At 60.7% G+C, this 21,430-nt stretch carries 20 protein-coding genes and 2 pseudogenes; 12 read left to right on the top strand and 10 right to left on the bottom strand.

Features of this window, described 5'->3' with window-relative positions; genetic code table 11:
* The first annotated feature begins 62 nt into the window (after positions 1 to 62).
* Positions 63 to 995: a DNA replication terminus site-binding protein gene (gene tus / locus MKR05_RS02970; RefSeq protein WP_104467037.1), complete on the top strand. Its 933-nt coding sequence runs from the start codon at positions 63 to 65 to the stop codon at positions 993 to 995.
* Here tus and fumC read toward each other — a convergent pair.
* Together fumC and fumA are read right to left on the bottom strand one after the other, a co-directional pair.
* Positions 985 to 2,385: a class II fumarate hydratase gene (fumC, locus tag MKR05_RS02965; protein WP_032452692.1), complete on the bottom strand. Its 1,401-nt coding sequence runs from the start codon at positions 2,383 to 2,385 to the stop codon at positions 985 to 987. The genes tus and fumC overlap by 11 nt on opposite strands.
* Positions 2,386 to 2,722: 337 nt before the next feature.
* A complete protein-coding gene (gene fumA / locus MKR05_RS02960; protein WP_023289495.1) occupies positions 2,723 to 4,369 on the bottom strand; it encodes a class I fumarate hydratase FumA in 1,647 nt (548 codons plus the stop codon).
* Positions 4,370 to 4,570: 201 nt separating this feature from the next.
* Here fumA and manA point away from each other — a divergent pair, with 201 nt between their 5' ends.
* Together manA and MKR05_RS02950 are read left to right on the top strand one after the other, a co-directional pair.
* On the top strand, positions 4,571 to 5,749 hold the full coding sequence (manA, locus tag MKR05_RS02955; RefSeq protein ID WP_087824893.1) for a mannose-6-phosphate isomerase: 1,179 nt from the start codon (positions 4,571 to 4,573) through the stop codon (positions 5,747 to 5,749).
* Positions 5,750 to 5,835: 86 nt separating this feature from the next.
* Positions 5,836 to 7,395 carry a YdgA family protein gene (locus MKR05_RS02950; RefSeq protein WP_087824894.1) on the top strand — a complete coding sequence of 520 codons (1,560 nt, stop codon included), beginning with the start codon at positions 5,836 to 5,838 and terminating at the stop codon, positions 7,393 to 7,395.
* Between the two features lie 39 nt (positions 7,396 to 7,434).
* Here the strand turns inward: MKR05_RS02950 and MKR05_RS02945 are convergent.
* Positions 7,435 to 7,701 (bottom strand): annotated as a pseudogene (locus tag MKR05_RS02945) (substrate-binding domain-containing protein); the annotation flags it as partial.
* Between MKR05_RS02945 and MKR05_RS02940 the strand changes: the two are divergent.
* Both MKR05_RS02940 and ydfZ read left to right on the top strand, forming a co-directional pair.
* A pseudogene (locus MKR05_RS02940) lies at positions 7,691 to 7,843 on the top strand (transcriptional regulator); the annotation flags it as partial. The pseudogenes MKR05_RS02945 and MKR05_RS02940 overlap by 11 nt on opposite strands.
* A gap of 244 nt (positions 7,844 to 8,087) precedes the next feature.
* Positions 8,088 to 8,291 (top strand): putative selenium delivery protein YdfZ, encoded by a 204-nt coding sequence (ydfZ, locus tag MKR05_RS02935; protein WP_004151566.1) that lies wholly within the window; start codon positions 8,088 to 8,090, stop codon positions 8,289 to 8,291.
* 70 nt (positions 8,292 to 8,361) lie between these two features.
* Here the strand turns inward: ydfZ and MKR05_RS02930 are convergent, their stop codons facing one another.
* On the bottom strand, positions 8,362 to 8,841 hold the full coding sequence (locus MKR05_RS02930) for a hypothetical protein (protein ID WP_162823501.1): 480 nt from the start codon (positions 8,839 to 8,841) through the stop codon (positions 8,362 to 8,364).
* Between the two features lie 239 nt (positions 8,842 to 9,080).
* Here MKR05_RS02930 and MKR05_RS02925 point away from each other — a divergent pair, with 239 nt between their 5' ends.
* The 4 genes from MKR05_RS02925 (at position 9,081) to MKR05_RS02910 (ending at position 11,624) form a co-directional block, all read left to right on the top strand.
* On the top strand, positions 9,081 to 9,434 hold the full coding sequence (locus MKR05_RS02925) for a DUF1304 domain-containing protein (protein WP_023289490.1): 354 nt from the start codon (positions 9,081 to 9,083) through the stop codon (positions 9,432 to 9,434).
* 103 nt (positions 9,435 to 9,537) lie between these two features.
* Complete coding sequence (gene yedE / locus MKR05_RS02920; RefSeq protein WP_048294706.1) at positions 9,538 to 10,749, top strand: selenium metabolism membrane protein YedE/FdhT; 1,212 nt, start codon at positions 9,538 to 9,540, stop codon at positions 10,747 to 10,749.
* Complete coding sequence (gene yedF / locus MKR05_RS02915; protein WP_004204092.1) at positions 10,746 to 10,979, top strand: sulfurtransferase-like selenium metabolism protein YedF; 234 nt, start codon at positions 10,746 to 10,748, stop codon at positions 10,977 to 10,979. Before yedE ends, yedF begins: the two co-directional genes overlap by 4 nt.
* A 252-nt stretch (positions 10,980 to 11,231) precedes the next feature.
* Complete coding sequence (locus tag MKR05_RS02910) at positions 11,232 to 11,624, top strand: DUF1398 domain-containing protein (protein WP_048297421.1); 393 nt, start codon at positions 11,232 to 11,234, stop codon at positions 11,622 to 11,624.
* A gap of 39 nt (positions 11,625 to 11,663) precedes the next feature.
* Here the strand turns inward: MKR05_RS02910 and MKR05_RS02905 are convergent, their stop codons facing one another.
* Entirely contained in the window at positions 11,664 to 11,822 is a 159-nt protein-coding gene (locus tag MKR05_RS02905; RefSeq protein ID WP_002903230.1) for a YqaE/Pmp3 family membrane protein, read from the bottom strand.
* A 281-nt stretch (positions 11,823 to 12,103) separates the two neighbouring features.
* Between MKR05_RS02905 and gap the strand changes: the two genes are divergently transcribed.
* Positions 12,104 to 13,102: a type I glyceraldehyde-3-phosphate dehydrogenase gene (gene gap, locus MKR05_RS02900; RefSeq protein ID WP_016160929.1), complete on the top strand. Its 999-nt coding sequence runs from the start codon at positions 12,104 to 12,106 to the stop codon at positions 13,100 to 13,102.
* Between the two features lie 46 nt (positions 13,103 to 13,148).
* Here the strand turns inward: gap and aldA are convergent, their stop codons facing one another.
* A complete protein-coding gene (gene aldA / locus MKR05_RS02895; protein ID WP_238875572.1) occupies positions 13,149 to 14,588 on the bottom strand; it encodes an aldehyde dehydrogenase in 1,440 nt (479 codons plus the stop codon).
* On the opposite strand from aldA, the gene MKR05_RS02890 reads away from it, so the two are divergent.
* Positions 14,587 to 14,724 carry a hypothetical protein gene (locus MKR05_RS02890; RefSeq protein ID WP_044522685.1) on the top strand — a complete coding sequence of 46 codons (138 nt, stop codon included), beginning with the start codon at positions 14,587 to 14,589 and terminating at the stop codon, positions 14,722 to 14,724. The genes aldA and MKR05_RS02890 overlap by 2 nt on opposite strands.
* A gap of 61 nt (positions 14,725 to 14,785) precedes the next feature.
* Here MKR05_RS02890 and MKR05_RS02885 read toward each other — a convergent pair whose 3' ends face one another.
* Complete coding sequence (locus MKR05_RS02885; RefSeq protein ID WP_044522681.1) at positions 14,786 to 15,586, bottom strand: YdcF family protein; 801 nt, start codon at positions 15,584 to 15,586, stop codon at positions 14,786 to 14,788.
* Positions 15,587 to 15,967: 381 nt separating this feature from the next.
* On the opposite strand from MKR05_RS02885, the gene MKR05_RS02880 reads away from it, so the two are divergent.
* Positions 15,968 to 17,293, top strand: a complete 1,326-nt coding sequence (locus tag MKR05_RS02880; protein WP_023289485.1) for an MFS transporter — start codon at positions 15,968 to 15,970, stop codon at positions 17,291 to 17,293.
* A 343-nt stretch (positions 17,294 to 17,636) separates the two neighbouring features.
* Here MKR05_RS02880 and MKR05_RS02875 read toward each other — a convergent pair whose 3' ends face one another.
* From MKR05_RS02875 to astB, 3 genes are read right to left on the bottom strand one after another with little or no spacing between them, the layout of a single operon-like run.
* Positions 17,637 to 19,067, bottom strand: coding sequence for an amino acid permease (locus MKR05_RS02875; RefSeq protein WP_032452677.1), 1,431 nt, complete (start codon positions 19,065 to 19,067; stop codon positions 17,637 to 17,639).
* A 9-nt stretch (positions 19,068 to 19,076) separates the two neighbouring features.
* A complete protein-coding gene (gene astE / locus MKR05_RS02870; protein ID WP_238875571.1) occupies positions 19,077 to 20,072 on the bottom strand; it encodes a succinylglutamate desuccinylase in 996 nt (331 codons plus the stop codon).
* 10 nt (positions 20,073 to 20,082) lie between these two features.
* The gene (gene astB / locus MKR05_RS02865; RefSeq protein ID WP_032452675.1) at positions 20,083 to 21,423 is read right to left on the bottom strand and encodes an N-succinylarginine dihydrolase; all 1,341 of its coding nucleotides are present in this window, start codon (positions 21,421 to 21,423) and stop codon (positions 20,083 to 20,085) included.
* Positions 21,424 to 21,430 lie beyond the last annotated feature (7 nt).

The raw sequence follows: 21,430 nt of genomic DNA, 5'->3' as shown, positions 1-21,430 counted from the left end.
AGAGGCCGCGGGCTGGCTATGCTGGAAAAATCGAATAGCATGTTGTAACTAAGGTGAAGGCGATGGCCAGCTACGACCTCGTTGAACGTCTGAATGATACCTTTCGCCAGATCGAGCTGGAGCTGCAGGCGCTGCGCCAGGCGTTAGCCACCTGCCGGCTGCTGGCGGGCCGGGTGTTTGAGCTGCCGGCGATCAGTAAAGATGCCGAGCATGACCCGCTGGCGAACATTACGGTCGTCCAGCACACCGGCGAGGCGGCGCTGGATCTCGCCCTGCGCCACTACGGCCATCTGTTTATCCAGCAGCAGTCGGAAACCCGCAGCAGCAAAGCCGCCGTCCGCCTGCCGGGCGCTATCTGTCTCAAGGTCTCCGCCGCGGAACAGCAGGCGCTGCTGGCGCGCATTCAGCAGATTAACGCCCTGAAGGCCACCTTCGAGAAAATCGTCACTGTCGACGCTGGCCTGCCCCCCACCACCCGCTTTGAGTGGGTGCATCGCCATCTGCCTGGGTTAATCACCCTCAGCGCCTATCGCACGCTAACGCCCCTCCTCGACCCGAGCACTATCCGCTTCGGCTGGGCCAATAAGCACGTGATCAAAAATCTGACCCGCGACCAGGTGTTGATGATGCTGGAAAAAAGCCTGCAATCGCCGCGGGCGGTGCCGCCCTGGACCCGCGAGCAGTGGCAGAGCAAACTGGAAAGGGAGTATCAGGATATCGCCGCCCTGCCGCAGCGGGCGCGGCTGAAAATCAAACGGCCGGTGAAAGTGCAGCCGATTGCCCGCGTCTGGTATGCCAGCGAGCAGAAACAGGTGCAGTACGCCTGCCCCAGCCCGCTGATCGCCCTGATGTCCGGTAGCCAGGGGGTCAGCGTGCCGGATATTGGCGAATTGCTCAACTACGATGCCGACAATGTGCAATACCGCTACAAACCGGAGGCGCAGGCGCTGAGATTACTGATCCCACGCCTGCACCTCTGGCTGGCTAGCGAGTAGCCAGGCTGCCGACCATCTGCTCCGGGCGCACCCAGCTATCGAATTCGGCTTCCGTCAGGTAGCCCAGCGCCAGCGCCGAAGCCTTCAGGGTCAGCCCCTCATGGTGCGCTTTTTTGGCGATCTCCGCCGCTTTATCATAGCCGATATGGGTATTCAGCGCGGTCACCAGCATCAGCGACTCGTTGAGCAGCTGGGTGATCCGCTCACGATTCGGCTCAATGCCCACCGCACAGTGCTCGTTAAAGCTCGTCATGCCGTCCGCCAGCAGACGCACCGACTGCAGGAAGTTGTGAATGACCATCGGCCGATAGACGTTGAGCTCAAAGTTACCCGAGGCGCCGCCGATATTCACCGCCACGTCGTTACCCATCACTTGGCAGCAGACCATGGTCAGGGCCTCGCACTGCGTCGGGTTGACCTTACCGGGCATAATCGATGACCCAGGCTCGTTTTCCGGGATGGCGATTTCGCCAATCCCGCAGCGCGGCCCGGAAGCCAGCCAGCGGACATCGTTAGCGATTTTCATCAGCGAGGCCGCCAGACCTTTCAGCGCGCCGTGGGCATGGACCAGGGCATCGACAGTGGCCAGCGCTTCGAATTTATTCGGCGCGGTGACAAACGGCTGTCCGCTGAGCGAGGCCAGCTCGGCCGCCACCCGCACGGCATATTCCGGATGGGTATTCAGCCCGGTCCCCACCGCCGTCCCGCCCAGCGCCAGCTCGGCAAGGTGCGGCTGGCTGGCTTCAAGATGCTTCAGGCTATGGTCCAGCATCGCCACCCAGCCGGAGATTTCCTGGCCTAAGGTGAGCGGCGTGGCGTCCTGCAGATGGGTGCGACCGATCTTCACGATATCCCTGAAGGCCACCGCTTTTTCGTTGAGCGTGGCCCGCAGCGCCTGCAGCGACGGGAGCAATTTTTCCCGCAGGGCGACCAGCGCCGCGACGTGCATGGCGGTGGGAAACACATCGTTCGAGCTCTGGCTTTTATTGACATCGTCATTGGGGTGGATTTTTCGCGCCATCCCCCGCTCACCGCCGAGCAGTTCACTGGCGCGGTTAGCCAGCACCTCGTTCATATTCATATTGCTCTGGGTGCCGGAACCGGTCTGCCAGATAGCCAGCGGGAACTCCTGGGGGTGTTTTCCGGCCAGCACTTCGTCAGCGGCGGCGACGATCGCCCCGGCTTTCTCCGCCGTCAGCAGGCCAAGATCCTGATTGACCTTCGCCGCCGCCCGCTTGGTCAGCGCGAGGGCATATATCAGTTCCCCGGGCATTTTTTCGGTCGAGATGCGGAAATGCTCCAGCGAACGCTGGGTCTGGGCGCCCCAGAGTTTATCGGCCGGGACGTCGATGGCGCCCATCGAGTCTTTTTCACTGCGATGCGTTGTCATTACTTTCTCCTTGGATGAAAAGTGCGTCATAGCGACAAAGCTCACCTGCTTAAAAGAGTAAGTATTGGCCAGATTGATAAGTTGTTTTGGTGGTTCGTGCCGCAAAGCGGCATAAAAAAGCCGCCCCGAAGGGCGGCCCGGACGGCTGACAACATGCCATCTTCAGCGATTGCCCGGCGGCGCTGCGCTGGCGCGGGCCGACAGGGAATGGCATACCCGGTTGATATTGCTGTTTTCGTAGGCCGGGTAAGGCGAAAGCCGCCACCCGGCAGAAGGCGCGCACGATAACGAAAACAAGTTTGTCATCGGCCAGAGCCGCCCCGAAGGGCGGCCAGGTTTATTTCACGCAGCGGGCGCACTGCGACGTCTGGATCTGCTGGAAGAAGTCGTTGCCTTTATCATCGACGAGGATAAACGCCGGGAAGTCTTCCACTTCGATTTTCCAGATCGCCTCCATCCCCAGCTCCGGATACGCCACGCACTCCAGGCTGCGGATGCTCTGCTGAGCCAGTACCGCCGCCGGGCCGCCGATGCTGCCGAGGTAGAAACCGCCGTGCTTATGGCAGGCGTCGGTGACCTGCTGGCTGCGGTTGCCTTTCGCCAGCATGATCTTACTCGCGCCGTGAGACTGCAGCAGATCGACGTAAGAGTCCATGCGGCCTGCGGTAGTCGGGCCGAGGGAGCCGGAGGCGTAACCGTCCGGCGTCTTGGCCGGGCCGGCGTAGTAGATCGGGTGATCTTTCACGTACTGCGGCAGTTCCTCGCCATTATCGATAAGCTCTTTCAGCTTGGCGTGGGCGATGTCGCGGGCGACGATAATGGTGCCGCTCAGCGACAGACGGGTGGAGACCGGGTACTGCGACAGCAGCGCCAGGATCTCGCTCATCGGCTGGTTAAGGTTCACCTTCACCGCTTCGCCTTCGCCGGCCTGGCGCAGATGCTCAGGGATATATTTCCCCGGATTGCTCTCCAGCTTCTCGATCCAGATGCCGTCGCGGTTGATTTTGGCTTTGATGTTGCGGTCGGCGGAACAGGAAACCCCCATCCCTACCGGACAGGAGGCGCCGTGGCGCGGCAGGCGGATCACCCGGATATCGTGGGCGAAGTATTTGCCGCCGAACTGCGCGCCGAGGCCGAGGTTTTGCGCCTCCACCAGCAGCTCCTGCTCCAGCTGAATGTCGCGGAACGCCTGGCCATGCTCATTACCTTCGGTCGGCAGACCGTCGTAGTATTTAGTGGATGCCAGCTTGACCGTCTTCAGCGTCGCTTCCGCCGAGGTACCGCCGATGACAAAGGCGATGTGGTACGGCGGGCAGGCAGCGGTACCAAGGGTACGCATCTTCTCCACCAGATAGTTTTTCAGCTTCGCCGGGGTGATCAGCGCTTTGGTTTCCTGGTAGAGATAGGTTTTGTTCGCCGAGCCGCCGCCTTTGGCGATACAGAGGAATTTGTACTCATCGCCATCGGTAGCATAGAGGTCGATCTGCGCCGGCAGGTTGGTGCCGGTGTTGACCTCTTTATACATATCCAGCGGGGCGTTCTGCGAATAGCGCAGGTTGTCCTGGATGTAGGTGTTGTATACCCCCTGCGCCAGCGCGGCTTCGTCGCCGCCGCCGGTCCAGACGCGCTGGCCTTTTTTACCCATGATGATGGCGGTGCCGGTGTCCTGGCAGGTAGGCAGAATGCCTTTGGCGGCGATATCGGAGTTGCGCAGGAACTGCAGGGCGACGTATTTGTCGTTTTCGCTGGCTTCCGGGTCGTTAAGGATATCCGCTACCTGCTGCTGATGGGCCGGGCGAAGCATAAAGGAGGCGTCGTGGAAGGCATGTTGCGCCAGAAGGGTCAGCGCCTGAGGGTCAACTTTTAGCACTTCCTGGCCGGCAAATTCGGCGACGGAGACGTAATCACTGCTGAGGAGATAATACTCGGTGTCATCCTTTTTGAGGGGAAAAGGATCCTGGTAAACAAACGGTTTATTCGACATTGTACTCTCACTTACTGCTTTGGCTGATTATGTTTCAGGCAGGGACTCCATGTGCCTGTAGAAAAGCGAGTCGATCAATTTTACACAATTTTTTAACAAAAACTGAGACAGGGACGACTTTTTCTTTCAGCAGTTGCTTCTCCAGCGTTTGCTGGTTTAATAGGGCGATAAATTTTACTTTGATTGAAACAGGGATTGAGAATGCAAAAGCTGATTAACGCCGTGCAGAACTATGCATGGGGAAGCCACACCGCCTTAACTGAACTGTATGGCATCGCCAACCCGGACAACCTGCCGATGGCAGAGCTGTGGATGGGGGCGCATCCGAAGAGCAGCTCGCAGATCCTGGCGGCAGACGGCCAGCCGCGTTCGCTGCGCGAAGTGATTGACGCGGACAAAGCCGCCCTGCTCGGCGACAAAGTGGCGCAACGCTTCGGTGAATTGCCGTTCCTGTTTAAAGTGCTGTGCGCCGCGCAGCCCCTCTCCATTCAGGTCCATCCTAACAAGCAGGCCTCCGAAGAGGGTTTCGCCCGCGAGAACGCCGCCGGCATCCCCCTCTTCGCCGCCGAACGTAACTATAAAGATCCGAACCACAAGCCGGAGCTGGTCTTCGCCCTGACCCCGTTCCTGGCGATGAACGCGTTTCGCGAGTTCAGCGAGATTGTCAGCCTGCTGCAGCCGGTGGCTAACGCGCACCCGGCGATCGGCGCCTTCCTGCAGCAGCCGGACGCGGCTCGCCTGAGCCAGCTGTTTGCCAGCCTGCTGAATATGCAGGGCGAGGAAAAAGCGCAGGCGCTGCAGGCGCTGCGCGAGGTGCTGGACCGCGAACAGGGCGAACCGTGGCAGACCATCCGCCTGATCGCCGAATTTTATCCCGACGACAGCGGCCTTTTCTCCCCGCTGCTGCTGAACGTGGTGAAGCTGAATCCGGGCGAAGCGATGTTCCTGTTTGCCGAAACGCCGCACGCGTATCTGCAGGGGGTGGCGCTGGAGGTGATGGCCAACTCGGATAACGTGCTGCGCGCCGGCCTGACGCCGAAGTACATTGATATCCCTGAGCTGGTGGCCAACGTCAAGTTCGAGGCTAAACCGGCGGGTGAGCTACTGACCCAGCCGCAGCGGCACGGCGCGGAGCTGGACTTCCCGATCCCGGTGGAAGATTTTGCCTTCTCGCTGCACGATCTCTCCGCCGAGGCCAGCGATCTGGCCCAGGCGAGCGCGGCGATCGTTTTCTGCGTCGACGGCGAAGCCCTGCTGCGCAAAGGCGACCAGAGCCTGACCCTCAAGCCGGGCGAATCGGCCTTTGTGGCCGCCAATGAATCGCCGGTGCAGGTCAGCGGCCATGGCCGCGTGGCGCGCGTGTTCAATAAGCTCCAGTAAACGACAGACCTTTCAGGTCGCGCTTACTGATTATGACAACTCAGCCAGGCGGTCTCTCCGCCTGGCTTCATTTATGGACAAATGCTATGAAAAAATCGCTGGTCGCAGCAGGAATCATCGTGGCGCTGGGCGTGGTATGGACAGGCGGCGCCTGGTACACCGGCAAACAGCTGGAAGGCCGGATTGCCGATATGGTGCAGCAGGCTAACGCGCAGTTACGCAGCAGCGCGCCGGAGTCAGGTCTGGAGCTGAGCTATCAGGACTACCAGCGCGGGCTGTTCAGCAGCCATCTGCAGCTGGTGGTGAAGCCGATCGCCGGTCAGGCTAACGGCTGGCTGGCCGCCGGGCAGAGCGTGGTGCTTGACGAGGTGGTCGATCACGGCCCCTTCCCGCTGGCCTCGTTAAAAACCTTTAATCTGGCCCCGGCGATGGCCTCGGTCCACACCACGCTGGTGAAAAACGACGCCAGCCAGGCGCTGTTCGAAATAGCCAAAGGCAATACCCCCTTTAACGTCGATACGCGCATCGCCTACAGCGGCGACAGCCAGTCGGCGATCGTTCTCAATGCCCTCGACTACGCCAAAGGGGATGAGAAAGTCACCTTCAGCGGCGCCGAGTTCCAGCTCGACGCCGACCGCGACGGCAAAAACATCAGCCTGAAGGGCCAGGCCGGCAGCGGCCAGATCGATGCTCTCAACGAATATAACCAGAAGGTGCAGCTGCGCTTCGTCAACCTGACCACCGACGGCGCCACCGAGCTGGCCAGCTTCAACGAGCGTATCGGCCAGCAAAAAATGACCCTCGATAAACTGGCCATCAGCGTCGAAGGCAAAGAGCTGGCGCTGGTTGAAGGCATGGCGCTGGACGGCGGCTCCACGCTGACCAAGGACGGCAAAGGCGTGAACAGCCAGGTGAACTACACCGTCAACAGCCTGAAGCTGCAGGGTCAGGATATGGGTAGCGGCAAACTGACGCTGAAAGTGGATAACGTCGACGGTCAGGCGTGGCACCAGTTCAGCCAGCAGTACAGCGCGCAGTCTCAGGCGCTGCTGGCGAAACCAGAGCTGGCGCAGAACCCGGAGCTGTACCAGCAGGCGCTTACCGAAACCCTGTTCAATGCGCTGCCGATCCTGCTTAAGGGCAATCCGTCGGTGACTATCTCACCGCTGAGCTGGCGCAATGCCAAAGGCGAAAGCAGCCTCAACCTCTCGGTGCTGCTGAAAGATCCGGCCCTGGTGACCGCCCCGCCGCAGACCCTGGCGGACAGCCTGGATCGCGTGGTGCAGTCCCTTGACGGCAAAGTGGTGATCCCGGTGGATATGGCGACGGAGTTTATGACTAAGATCGCCGGTCTGGAAGGCTACCAGCCAGCCGACGCCGCCAAACTCGCCGATCAGCAGGTCAAAGGCCTGGCGGCGATGGGCCAGATGTTCCGCATCACCACCATGGAAGATAACGCCATCAGCAGCAGCCTGCAGTACGCGAACGGTCAGGTGACGCTGAACGGCCAGAAAATGCCGCTGGAGGATTTTGCCGCGATGTTTGGTCTCGAAGCGCCTTCGTTACCGGACAGCGCGCCGCAGGAGGGCCAGCCGCAGCAGGATGACGCCGCGCCTCAGCAGGACGACGCCGCCCCGCAGCCGTAATTTATCGGCTCAGGAGACGGCCACCGCGCGCCGTCTCCGTCATTTTCTCGTCACCAGCCGCGGGGGCATGATCTGATTTCGCGTCTCGCCCGCGCCCTCCTCCAGCCGCCGCAGCATCGACTCCGCCAGCGTTTTTCCCATCTCGCGCGCCGGGGTGGTGACCCAGGTGAGCGGCAGGTCGTCAAGCGCGGCCTCAGGCACATCGGCGAACGCCGCCAGCGCCACCCGCTGCTCGAAGTAGCTGTCGACGCCATCCTCCCCGCTCTGCCTTCCGGCGCGCAGCAGACCGAACCACGCGCTGATCGCCGGGCAGAAGGTGGCGATTATGCCGGGGTATACCTATGGTCCCGAAGGCAATGGCTTTCTGCGCCTCAATGTCGGCTGTCCACGCGAGAAGCTGGAGCGCGGTGTCGCAGGGCTAATAGCCGCCCTGCGCAGCCTTATCTGATGCGCCGGCAAAGTGAATTATCTGGTTGTCAAACCCTATCCTGCCTGCCAGATGGCTGGCAGGATGATCGAGGCTTTCCCCCTGGCGCAGGCAAACCCTGTAGCGGCCATGAATGACTCTCGCGCCCGGCTGATGTCGGCATTATTAAAATAATTTTGATATTCCTCAAAACTTTTTTAGGAAGGAAGCGGTATTAATTTGGCCGCTTAATCATTGCTTACACTGGTTTATTGAGGAGGAGAGCATGAAAACCTATGACCGTAATCGTAACGCTATTGCCACCGGCAGTATGGTCATGATCGCCGGTAACGGTACGACGGGCGTGATTAAAGCGATCCATGGCGAGGGGAAAACCGCCGAGCAGCTGCGTCGGGCGGACTGCGTGGAAATCGACGGCTGCGAGGGCCGCTTCTGTCCGTTAGATCTGATCCGTCTCGGTTTCCATTAATCCCTGCCGCCAGGGCAACATGAGCAGGCCACCCAGGGTGGCCTCTCCTTTACCGGCCTGATACAGGCGCTTAGCGAAAGCTCCACTGAATACTCATCACAAAGATCGCCGGGAGAATAATCCCGCCCTCGACGCCGAAATAATCGGTAAAGTTATACTGCAGACCATGATAGATATAGGGCGAAAAACCGACGCCGGTGATTTTTTTGGCGGTGCGGTAGGTGCCTGAGTCGCCGCAGTGGCTGAAAGCGTCAAAGAAAAATTCTCCGGTATAGGCATACACCCCTTTCAGCAGCCAGCCGGTGTCGTTTTTCAGCCAGTCGCGGCGCACGCCGAGGGTCAGACAGCGATCGTCGAAGCTGTTTTTCATGGTGCCGACCAGCGCGCTGTATTTTGAATCCGCTGAAAACTTGCGCTCCACCGAGAAAAAGTTGTTGTTGAAATGCTCGTTATATTGTCCGTGGTTGCCGGTCATGTGATAAACATAGGAACCGGTATTCATCGAATAGAGATTTAATTCCCCGGCCTGCGCCGACGGCATGGCAACCAACAGCAGCCCGGATAACACAACCCATAATTTATTCAACATTCAGTAACCTACGCCACACCCGTAAAAAAAGAACCCGGCATACTATCACCGCTAAGCTAAACCAAAGGGCAATCAGATAAACCGGCGCTCGTCGCGGCAGGCAAACATGACGCTATATGCACTATAGCAGTCGCCCTCTCGCCTGGTGAGCGCCAGCGGCTATACTGCAGACACATTCATCTCATCGATTAAGGACTGCTGTGTTAGCCACTCTCCTCGTTGCGCTGGTCGCTATTATTCATCTCGCCATCCTGGTGCTGGAGATGTTTTTCTGGGAAGCGCCCGCCGGGCGCCGGGCCTTTAACCTCAGCGCCGATTTCGCCCGGGAAACCCGGGTGCTGGCGGCCAACCAGGGGTTGTATAACGGTTTCCTGGCCGCCGGCCTGGCGTGGGGGCTATGGCTGAGGGAGTCCGGCGAGCCGGTGGTGATCTTTTTCCTCGCCTGCGTGCTGGCCGCCGGGGTATTCGGCGCGCTGACCGCCAGCCGCAAAATTCTCTATATTCAGGCGCTGCCCGCGCTGCTGGCGCTGCTGGCGGTGCTGACGCAGGGGTAGGGCCTTGATCTAAAACAGAGAAAGCTGGCGGTAAGGCGGATACTATGTGCCCACTTCGGTCGGTCATCGACCTTTAATACCTTCTGAGTTCAGAGGCATTTTTATGACATGGCAATCCTTCAAACAGGCCTGGCTTATCCGGTTCTGGTCCCCCGTCCCGGCGGTCATCGCCGCGGGCATTCTCTCAACCTACTATTTTGGCATCACCGGCACCTTCTGGGCGGTGACCGGCGAATTTACCCGCTGGGGTGGCCAGCTGCTGCAGCTGCTGGGGGTCCACAGCGAACAGTGGGGCTATTATCAGCTGATCCATCTCGACGGGACGCCGCTGACCCGCATCGACGGCAGGATGATCATCGGCATGTTCGGCGGCTGCCTGGCCGCGGCGCTGTGGGCCAATAACGTCAAATTGCGCTTGCCACGCAGCCGGATCCGCATTGTGCAAGCCGTAGCCGGGGGTATCATCGCCGGGTTCGGCGCGCGGCTGGCGATGGGCTGCAATCTGGCGGCCTTTTTCACCGGCATTCCGCAGTTCTCCCTGCACGCCTGGCTGTTTGCCATCGCCACCGCCATCGGCTCCTGGTTTGGCGCTCGCTTCACCCTGCTGCCTCTTTTTCGCATACCGGTAAAAATGCAAAAGGTATCCGCTGCTTCGCCGTTAACCCAAAAACCGCAGCAGGCGCGCCGCCGTTTCCGCCTGGGCATGGTGATCTTTTTCGCCATGATCGGCTGGGGCCTGCTCACCGCCGCAGACCACCCTGCGCTCGGCCTGGCGATGCTGTTCGGCATCGGCTTCGGTCTGCTTATCGAGCGCGCGCAGATCTGCTTCACCTCCGCCTTTCGCGATATGTGGATCACCGGCCGGACGGTGATGGCGAAGGCGATAATCTTCGGCATGGCGGCGAGCGCCATCGGCATCTTCAGCTATGTGCAACTGGGGATGGCGCCGAAAATCATGTGGGCCGGTCCCAACGCGGCGATTGGCGGGTTGCTGTTTGGCTTTGGCATCGTGCTGGCCGGCGGCTGTGAAACCGGCTGGATGTACCGGGCGGTGGAAGGCCAGGTTCACTACTGGTGGGTGGGGCTGGGCAACGTTATCGGCTCCACGCTGCTCGCCTGGTGCTGGGACGATATCGCTGCCCCGCTCGCCACCCACTGGCAAAAGGTCAACCTGCTGAACGCTTTTGGTCCCTTCGGCGGACTGCTGGCGACCTATCTGCTGCTGCTGATCGCCCTGCTGCTGGTGATCGCCTGGGAGAGACATTTCTTCCGCCGCCAGTCGGCAGCGGTCCGGACCGTGAAGGAGAGCGCTTGAAAAACATCATCCCTGATTATCGCCTGGACATGGTCGGTGAGCCCTGCCCCTATCCGGCGGTCGCCACCCTGGAGGCGATGCCCTCCCTGCAAAAAGGCGAGATCCTCGAAGTGATTAGCGACTGTCCGCAGTCGATCAATAACATTCCGCTTGATGCCAGGAACCATGGCTATACGGTGCTGGATATTCAGCAGGATGGCCCGACCATTCGCTATCTGATCCAGAAGTAACCCCGTTTCCCCGCCGGCGACCTTCATCGCCGGCATGGGTTTCCGCGTCTCCCGTCACGCCATTTCCTCACCACCAGAGGGGCCGTGCAGGCAAACGATTGCAATACATTGTAACACTTGAAACGATGTTCCAGTTATCCAATAACCCTTAATATAACGCGCCTATATTATTAAAATACGAATAAGTGACTTCATGAATGGTTTCTGCCGCTACCGGCCAAAGCCGCGCACCGCAACACAATAAGGATAGAAATGGAACTGCTGGCCAGGCTGGGTCATTTTTTTGAGCAAGTGCGTTCAGATGCCGATTTTGCCACCTTCGCCAGTGAACTGCGTCGGCATCAGGTCTCGTGTTATATCTACTTTGTCTCTACCGGCAATATGAATTTCGTGATGGCCAACGACGAGGTGATCACGATAAAAAGCGCCCGCGGCCTGCTGCGCGTGCGCAGCGCCCCCAGCCATCGGCTGACCTCGGCCGCGGTCATCCGCCATTTTGCCGGCGCCATCAACTTTGAACAGTACTGCAGGGATCTCGCCAGCGCCGGGGTGTTTAAGTGGAGCGTCGACCTGGAGGAGGAGACTCGCCACTACTGGTCGAAGGAAAACAGGCTGCTGTATAAAGAGAGCCTGATTCCCCCCTGAGCGGGTCCCAGGGGGAAGCCTGGCCTGAGGGGCCAGCCCTTAATCGCGGGTCTGCACCCAGAAGGCGTGGATCAGGCCTGGAATATAGCCCAGCAGGGTCAGAATAATGTTGAGAATAAACGCCCAGCCGAAACCTTTCCCCAGCAGTACTCCCAGCGGCGGCAGAATGATAGTAAAAACGATTCTCCAGAATCCCATAAGCTCTCCCTTCATCTAACGGCAACATTTTACTAAGTTATTCAATAGTTAAGCATAGACGCTTTTCACCGCTTCGCCAGCAGGCGGCCCCTCATCTCCGGTAACAAAAATTATTCCCTGCCGTCACGGATAAAAAAGTCCGCCAAAACATCCACTTTTCTGGCTCATGCTGCGGGCCCGGCAGCGAACCGCACAGATTGTCAGTTGACCTGGCTGCGAGTCAGGACTAAGCCTGGAGGAGTTTTATCACATCGAGTCGTTTTACCAACCGGAGAATATCCATGAGTAAACTTGGGATTAATGGTTTTGGTCGTATCGGACGTCTGGTGTTACGCCGTTTATTAGAAGTCGACAGCAGCCTCGAGGTGGTGGCTATCAACGACCTCACCTCGCCAAAAGTACTGGCCTACCTGCTAAAGCATGATTCAAACTACGGCCCCTTCCCGTGGAGCGTCGACTTCACGGAAGATGCGCTGATCGTCAACGGTAAGACCATCACCGTGTATGCCGAAAAAGAGGCGCAGCATATTCCGTGGCAGGCGGCGGGCGCGGAAGTGATTGTGGAGTGTACCGGGTTCTACACCTCGGCAGAGAAATCGCAGGCCCATCTCCAGGCCGGCGCGCGCAAGGTGCTGATTTCCGCCCCCGCCGGCGAGATGAAAACTATCGTCTATAACGTCAACGATGACACCCTGACGCCGGATGACACCATCATCTCCGTCGCCTCCTGCACCACCAACTGCCTGGCGCCGATGGCCAAAGTCCTGCAGGATGCCTTCGGCATCACCGTAGGCACCATGACCACTATCCACGCCTATACCGGCACCCAGTCGCTGGTGGACGGGCCGCGCGGTAAAGATCTGCGCGCCTCCAGGGCGGCGGCGGAAAACGTCATCCCGCACACTACCGGCGCGGCCAAGGCTATCGGCCTGGTGATCCCCGCCCTGAGCGGGAAGCTGAAAGGCCATGCCCAGCGCGTACCGACCAAAACCGGCTCAGTGACGGAGCTGGTGTCGGTGCTGGAGAAAAAAGTGACCGCGGATGAGGTCAATCAGGCGATGAAGCAGGCGGCAGAGGGCAATGAATCCTTTGGCTACACCGAAGAAGAGATTGTCTCTTCCGATATCATCGGCAGCCATTTCGGTTCAATCTACGATGCCACCCAGCTGGAGATTGTGGAGGCCGGCGGCGTACAGCTGGTGAAAACCGTCGCCTGGTACGATAACGAATACGGCTTTGTCACCCAGCTGATCCGCGTGCTGGAGAAATTTGCCCGCTAAGTGAACGGCGGACAGCCTGCGCTGCCCGCCGATTCTGCATTGAGCCTCAGGCCTGCAGATAGACCACCTGAGTCTGCAGGTACTCATTCAGGCCATGGCGGCCATCTGCGCCGCCGATCCCCGATTTACGCCAGCCGGCGTGGAATCCCTGCATCGCCTCAAAGTTCTCGCGGTTGATATAGGTTTCGCCGAATTTCAGCCCCTTAATCGCCTTCATCGCCACATTAAGATCGCGGGTGTAGATCGAAGAGGTCAGGCCATAATCGCTGTCATTGGCCATCGCCAGCGCTTCATCGAGCGTCGAAAACGCCACCACCGGCAGCACCGGCCCGAAGGTTTCCTCATGGATAATATCCATCTCCTGACGCACATCCAGCAGCAGGGTCGGCGGATAAAAATAGCCTTTCCCCTCCTGCGGCTGACCGCCCAGCGCGACACGTGCCCCCTGCGCCACCGCCTTTGCCACTTTGCGCGCCACCTGATCCCGCGCGGCGGCGTTAATCAGCGGCCCCATGGCGATGTCATCGCGCGCCGCCGGGTCGCCAAACTGCACAGCCTTCATCGCCTCGCCGAGGCGGTTGACGAAGCGATCGTAAATCCCCTGCTGAACATAGACCCGCTCGACGCAGTTGCACACCTGCCCGGTATTGATCACCCGCGAGTCCACCACCGCCTTCACCGCCAGCTCCAGATCCGCATCTTCCATGACGATGGCCGGCGCTTTGCCGCCGAGCTCGAGGCACACTTTGGTGATATTTTTCGCCGCGGCGGCCATGATTTTCTCCCCCGCCGCTACGCTGCCGGTCATGCTGACCATCGCCACCTTCGGATTGCCGGCCAGCTCCTGGCCGACGGTTTCCCCACGGCCGAGCACCAGGTTAAAGACCCCTTTCGGCAGCCCAACCTGATGGACGATCTCGGCGAAAGCGATGGCGTTGTTGGGCGTGAATTCGCTGGGCTTAATGACGATAGTGTTGCCGGTGATCAGCGCCGGCGCCAGCTTACGGGCGATAAGAAAGAACGGGAAGTTCCACGGCAGGATCCCGGTGGTCACCCCCAGCGCGCGTTTGAAGACGAGGATATTCTCCCCGGGACGGTCGCTCTGCACGATCTCCCCTTCATACCGCCGTGCCCATTCGGCCATGTAGTCGAGATAGTCGGCGGTAAACGCAACCTCCACCGCCGCCAGCTGCTGGATCTTGCCCCCTTCAGCGACGATCAGCCCGGCGATGTCGTCGGCACGCTGACGAATGCCGGCGGCAATTTTGCGCAGCCAGCCCGCGCGCTCAATGGCCGGTAGCGCCTCCCAGGCCGGCTGGGCGCGCTCTGCGGCGTCAATCGCCAGCCGCGCCTCTTCCGCGGTCCCGTCCGGGATCCGCGACAGCAGCGCTTCAGTCGCCGGGTTAAGCACGTCGATCCAGCCGTCGCCGCGACCGGTTACGAACTGGCCATCAATATACATTGGGTGTTGAACGGGTGCTGTCATGGCTGCTCCTGTGGTGCATTTGTATTTAACAAGTGATTTTTTTGTTAAATATCGGGCGGATAAGCCGTGGCTTCGCAGCACGTTGGCGCATTTCTGTGAGCTGATTCATAAAACCGGGCCAAAAATGCCCGGTTGAGGTTACATTTCAATAACACAAATTGCCCGTTTGCGATAAATCTGCCGCAAACGGGCATTTTTCAGCCGAGGAGGCGGGCCTGCAGCGCCCCGGCAAGCCGGTCATCCTCCCGCAGCTGTCGCCAGGCGTCGAGGATCGCCGGCGGGAAGGTCACGTGGCTGATAAAGTCTTTCCCCCGCGGACCGTACCCTTCAGGGGAATCCTGCAGGCGCGGCAGCTCGCCCAGCAGCAGCGCGAGGTAGCGGGTCACCGGCCACAGCCCCGCCCCGCCGCCCGCGAACCCCAGCTGGCCGTCGGTCTGCTCCAGCACCGGCGAGCAGCCGGGAAAGCTCAGCCACTGCGGCGGCGTCGTCGCCCCCTGCCAGACGCGGGCGAAGGTGGCCATCGTCCGCCGCTGCATGGTGGGGTCCTGAATGACGATCCCGCGACGATGGGGGATCCCCCGGCTCTCCAGCATTGTGCGGGTAAAGCGCGCGTTTTCCCCGCAGTTAGTCGACCGATCCTCCACCACCAGCCGCGGGCGAGGAATGTGCCAGAAGTCATGCGCAATATCCGCCAGAATATGCGCTTCCGGGCGGCCCTCCACCGCGAGCGAACGGTAGCGGGGATCCTCGCGCACCGCCTCATACAGAAAACCGGTGGAGTGTCCTATGCCGCCGCTGATCAGCAGCGGAACCTCCTGCTCCTTCGCCAGCCGGCAGGCGGCGTCGATGGTGGGGATCACGGCATTGCCAGCCAGCACCACCACATCCACTGCCGGCGGCGCGGTCAGCGTCGCCAGATCGTTCTGCGCCAGCCAGCCGCCAGTCAGGTTAGCCGCCGCCAGCGTCGTCGCCGACAGCGGGGGAAATTGTTCTGCCATTCTGATCTCCTTAATCACCTCTCAGCCGCGCAGAGAGGATAGTCCGGCCATCATAAACGCCGCCTGCCGGGGCGCAAAGCGACGTCGATTTGTAACCATTTTGAAATAACAAGAAACATCTAAAAACACGCGGGTTGCACCTGAATAACTGACCATGAAAATAACAAAAAACAGCAAAAACAGGTCGAAAATAAAAATTTACCTCGCAGTTACACCAGACAAAAGCGCGTTTTCTCGCCCGCGTTGCCAAGGGATAACTTGCCAATTGTATCCATCAACTCTAAGTTGCTTAACAATTACACAACCTTTTTCACATCAGGTTGCACCCTGCACGCACAGAGTGACACCTGACCTTTTACCGTGGCGGGAGAACGTTTCGTAATGAGCAATCCAGAAAGCAACACTGCATCCATTTTGCAGAAAAACAAGAAAGTCCTGATCGCGAGCCTGACCGGCAGCGCCATCGAATGGTTCGATTATTTTCTCTATGGCACCGCCGCCGCGCTGGTGTTCAACAAAATCTTCTTTCCGATGGTCGACCCGGTCATCGGTCTGATCCTCTCCTGGCTCTCCTTTTCGCTCACCTTTTTTATCCGCCCCATCGGCGGGGTCATTTTCGCCCACATCGGCGATCGCATCGGTCGCAAGAAGACGCTGGTGCTGACCCTGTCGCTGATGGGCAGCGCCACGGTGGCCATTGGCCTGCTGCCCACCTACGAAATGGTGGGCCTGTGGGCGCCCGCCCTGCTGATTACCCTGCGCATTATTCAGGGCATGGGTATCGGCGGCGAATGGGGCGGCGCGCTGCTGCTGGCCTACGAATACGCCCCGGAAAAGCGGAAAGGCTTTTTCGGCAGTATTCCTCAGGCCGGCGTGACCATCGGCATGCTGATGGCGACCTTTATCGTCTCGCTGATGACCCTGTTCGATGAGGCGCAGTTTCTTGCCTGGGGCTGGCGCATTCCGTTCCTGCTCAGCTCCGTCCTCGTTTTCCTCGGCCTGTGGATCCGCAAAGATATCGACGAAACGCCCGCCTTTAAGCAGGTGAAACAGTCTGGCCAGGTGGCGAAGGCTCCGCTGCGCGTGACGCTCAAACACCACTGGCGGGAGGTGCTGATCGCCGCGGGTCTGAAAGTGGTGGAGACCGCCCCCTTCTATATCTTCTCTACCTTTGTGGTCAGCTACGCCACTACCACCCTGAGCTATCAGAAGTCGCAGGCGCTGGAATCCGTCACCCTGGGCGCGCTGGTGGCCACCGTGATGATCCCGCTGATGGGGCTGCTGTCCGACAAGGTGGGCCGGCAAAAGATGTACACCCTGAGCGTGGTGCTGCTGGGGCTGTTTATCGTTCCGTGGTTCCTGCTGCTCGACACCGGCACCAGCTGGGGCATTATGCTGGCGACGATCGTTGCCTTCGGCATCCTGTGGGCGCCGGTGACCGCGGTGCTGGGTACCCTGTGCTCAGAGATTTTCAGCGCCAATGTGCGCTACACCGGGATCACCCTGGGTTACCAGCTGGGCGCCGCGCTGGCCGGGGGCACCGCGCCGCTTATCGCCACCGGTCTGCTGGCGAAATACGATGGTGACTGGCGACCGGTGGCCATCTACCTGGGCGTTACGGTGGCGATTTCGCTGCTGGCGATATTCTGCGCCAGCCGGATGAAATCCGTCCCAGGCGCGGCGCGCCCCCGGGCGGAAAGCGCCTAACCGCAGCCGGTCCGGGTCGACCATCCTGCCCGGCGGCGCTGCGCTTGCGCGGGCCTACAGGGAGATCGCGCCACGTGGGAAACCGCTCATCCCAGGCTCAGTAAGACAGTAGGCCCGGTAAGGCGCCAGCCGCCACCGGGCAGTAAAGCTGCTGCGAAGCCGACTATCCCGCCCGGCGGCGCTGCGCTTGCGCGGGCCTACAGGGGGGATCACGCCGCGGGGGAAACCGCTCATCCCAGGCTCAGTAAGACAGTAGGCCCGGTAAGGCGCCAGCCGCCACCGGGCAGACAAACGAGAACAACGGCTAAGACGAGTTGTAGCCGGCCGCCAGGGCCGGCGGGTGTCAGGCGCTCTGATTGTCCAGCTGAAGCTGCCCCTCGCGCCGCTGCTTCAGCTTCCAGAAGGCCCACAGCGCGATAAACCACAGCGGAGAAGCCAGCAGCGCCAGCAGCGTGTCCGGGTCAAAGATCATGATGAAGATGGCGAACGCGAAGAACAGCAGGCTCACCCAGCTCATCGCCACGCCAAAGGGCATCTTAAAGATCGAACCGGCGTGCAGGTCCGGACGCTGACGGCGATAAACCAGATACGCCACGAGGATCATCCCCCAGCTGAACACCACCATAATCGCCGCCAGGGTCGAGACGATGGTAAACAGGGTCATCACATTCGGCACCAGGAACAGCAGCAGCGTACCGATCAGCATACAGAAGCAGGAAAACAGCAGGCTGCGCACCGGGATACGGGTGCTGCGCGACAGAATACGGAACTGCCAGTGCGCATGCTTCTCCACCGACAGGCCGTACAGCATGCGGGTGCTGGAGAAGACCCCGCTGTTGGCCGAGGACATCGCCGAGGTCAGCGCCACGAAGTTAATCACCGCCGCCGCCGCGGGCAGCCCGGCTTTGGCAAACAGCGTTACGAAGGGGCTGGTCTCCGCCGACACTCCCGGCCAGGAGGCGACAGCGATGATCACCACCATCGACAGCAGATAGAAGATGATAATCCGCAGCGGCAGGGCATTGATCGCCTTGGGCAAAATTCGCTGTGGATCGCGGGTCTCCGCCGTCATCGTCCCCAGCAGTTCGATGCCGGTAAAGGAGAAGATCGCTATCTGGAAGCCGGCGAAAAAGCCGGTGATACCGTGAGGCATAAAGGCCGTCGGGTCGGTGAGATGGCTCAGAGAAGCCGTCACGCCGTCCGGAGAGGTCCAGCCGGTGGCAATCATCCAGCCGCCGGTGGCGATCAGGGCGATAATGGTGATCACCTTGATCAGGGCGAACCAGAACTCCGCCTCGCCAAACATTTTCACCGACAGCAGGTTGAGCAGAAACAGGATAGCCAGCATGCTGAGGGCCGGCATCCACGCCGACAGCTCGGGGAACCAGTACTGCATATAGCTCCCGCACACCACCACGTCGGCGATACAGGTCACCACCCAGCTCAGCCAGTAGGTCCAGCCGAGATAAAAGCTGGCCTGCGGTCCGAGATACTCGCCGACAAAGTCGGCAAAAGAGCGGTAGTCATGGCGGGTGAGCAGCAGCTCCCCCATCGCCCGCATCACCATATAGGTAAAGAACCCGACCAGCACATAGATAACCAGAATCGAGGTGCCGGCGACGGCGATGTTACGCCCCGCCCCCATAAACAGCCCGGTGCCGATGGCGCCGCCGAGGGCGATCATCTGGATATGGCGGGCGCCAAGCCCGCGCTTAAGCTGTGACGCGCCTTCACCTCCGGCGGCAGATGGCGCCTGATGTTGATGTTCAGTCATGGTGTTTCCTCAGGCTGGTTGCGGGAGGCGAAGCGCCGCGGCGCGGAGCAGCAGCCCGGCGCGCTGGCCGGTGGCGACCGCGGCATTGGGAAAGAGGATATAGGGGGCCCGGGCCTGCACCACCCACCGTTTCTCTGCCTGGCGGGCGATCTCATACCCTGCCGGGAGCGCGGTGAAGTTCTCGACGTTGGCCGCCAGATTGAGCGTAAATTCCCCTTCGCGCTTGATGATGCTCTCCTCGACCAGGAAGTAATCCACCGGCGCTTTGTCGCGCGGGGGCAGCGGCGCGTCAGAAATCCAGGCCCGGATCGCCGCGTCGGCGGCGGCGAACAGGCTGAGATCGTTGGCGCCGAACGGCATCACTTTTCCCAGCTCAAGGGTGGCGCTTTGCGCGGCGAACTTTTCGCAGGTGAAATGAGTGAAGGTGCCGCCCGCTTCGGTATGGCGCACGATGGCGTCCATCCCGCTGGTCTGCAGCAGCTGGTAGAAGCCGGGCGAAAAATCCTCCGCGTGGGCCGGGAGCAGCGCAAACTGGCGATACAGCGACCCGCGAATGGCGGTATGCATATCGAGATGGCTGCGGCTGACCGGCCCCGCCGCATCGGCGGCGCGATAGAAGGCTTGCACCGCCTGCTCGAGGGCAAAAGCCCGCCGCGACTCATTGCCCGGGGAGACCGCCAGATGGCGGCCGCCGAACAGGCGATTGAGGTCGTTGTGCAGATAGCGACGCGCGGCGCGGATCGCCGGCAGGTTACCAAAGACGATCAGCAGCGCCTGGGTGAGCGGCTGCCGCCCCTGGCTCAGATCGTGGGTCAGCTGCAGCAGCAGCTCGGTCGGCGCGGTCTCATTGCCATGAACGCCAGCGGAGAGGATCGTCGCCTGACGCCACGGCGTGGACGGCAGCAGCTGCAGGATGCCCTCGCCCAGCCAGCGGGCCTCGATGTCCGCCGGAAAGGTCCACTCCTGCAGGCGGCAGTGCAGTAAATCGTTAACCAGATGCTCCATCTGCCGCTCCTTAACGCTGAAAATCATAGACAGGGCCCAGACGCAGGATCTGCGTCAGCTCATCCAGCGCCTGATAAACCTCGCGCAGCAGCTGCGGGTCCGCCAGATCGCGGGCGTGCAGCCGGTCACGGTAGTGTTTTTCCACCCACGCCGTCAGCTGCTGGTAACGCTCGTCGTTCATCAGGCTGTGGGCGTTGACCGCGTCGCGCTCCGCCTCGTTGAGCACCACCCGCAGCCGCAGGCAGGCCGGGCCGCCGCCGTTGCGCATGCTTTCCCGCAGGTCAAAAACCGCCACTTCATCGATCGGCGAGGCGCTGTCAGCCGCCAGGTCGCCCAGGTAGCGCCAGACGTTTTCCCGCTGCCGGCACTCCTCTGGCACCACGATCAGCATCTTGCCGTCGGGTTTGCTCAGCAGTTGGCTGTTGAACAGATAGGAGGCCACGGCGTCATCGAGCGACACCCTCTCGTCCGGCACTTCCACACTGGTAAAAGGGATATCGAGACGGTCGCTTTTTGCCCGCAGCGTCGCCAATACTGTCGACTGATCGACAAACGCCTGCTGATGGTGGAACAGCACATGGCGATTGCTGACCGCGATAACGTCGTTATGAAACACGCCGCGATCGATAGCCTGCGGCGCCTGCTGGGCAAACACCGTATAGCGCGGATCCAGCTGGTGCAGACGGGCCACCGCTTCGCTGGCCTCCAGGGTCTGCCGCGCCGGATACTTCACCGGGGCGATGCCGCCGCTGGCGCGTCGACCGTAGACAAACAGCTGCACGCCCTGACGATCGTACTCCCGGCAGAAGCGGTTATGGTTGGCCGCCCCTTCGTCGCCGAGGTCGCCATGCTGCGGCAGCGCCGCGTGGTGAGCGAAGAAGCGCGGATCGGCGAAGGTGGCGCGCAGGATCGCCGAGGTGGTGGGCGCCTCCTGCATGCGGTGCAGCTTATTGTTCAGGTTGGCGACAGTGAAATGGACTTTGCCATCGGCGCTGTCCGCCGACGGCGAAACGGTCGCCGCGTTGGCGGTCCACATCGACGAGGCGGAGCTGAAGGCGGAGAGCAGCTGCGGCGCCGCCTGGGCCGCCTGGCGGATGACCTGCTCATCGCTGCCCTCGAATCCCAGGTCGCGCAGCAGGCGCAGGTTCGGCCGCGGCTGCGGCGGCAGGATCCCCTGCACGAATCCGCGATCGGCCAGGGCTTTCATTTTATACAGCCCCTGCAGCGCGGCCTTTTTCGGGTTAGAGAGACCATCGCGGTTATTTTGCGAGGCTTCATTGCCGACGGAGAGTCCGGCGTAGTGGTGCGTCGGGCCGACCAGGCCATCAAAGTTAGCTTCAAAACCAGACATATGTCCT

The sequence above is a fragment of the Klebsiella sp. K5-204 genome, from assembly GCF_030128585.1.
Classification (GTDB): Bacteria; Pseudomonadota; Gammaproteobacteria; order Enterobacterales; family Enterobacteriaceae; genus Klebsiella; species Klebsiella quasipneumoniae.
Note: the sequence above shows the minus strand (reverse complement) of the source record. Positions and strands in the feature narration are given on the sequence as shown.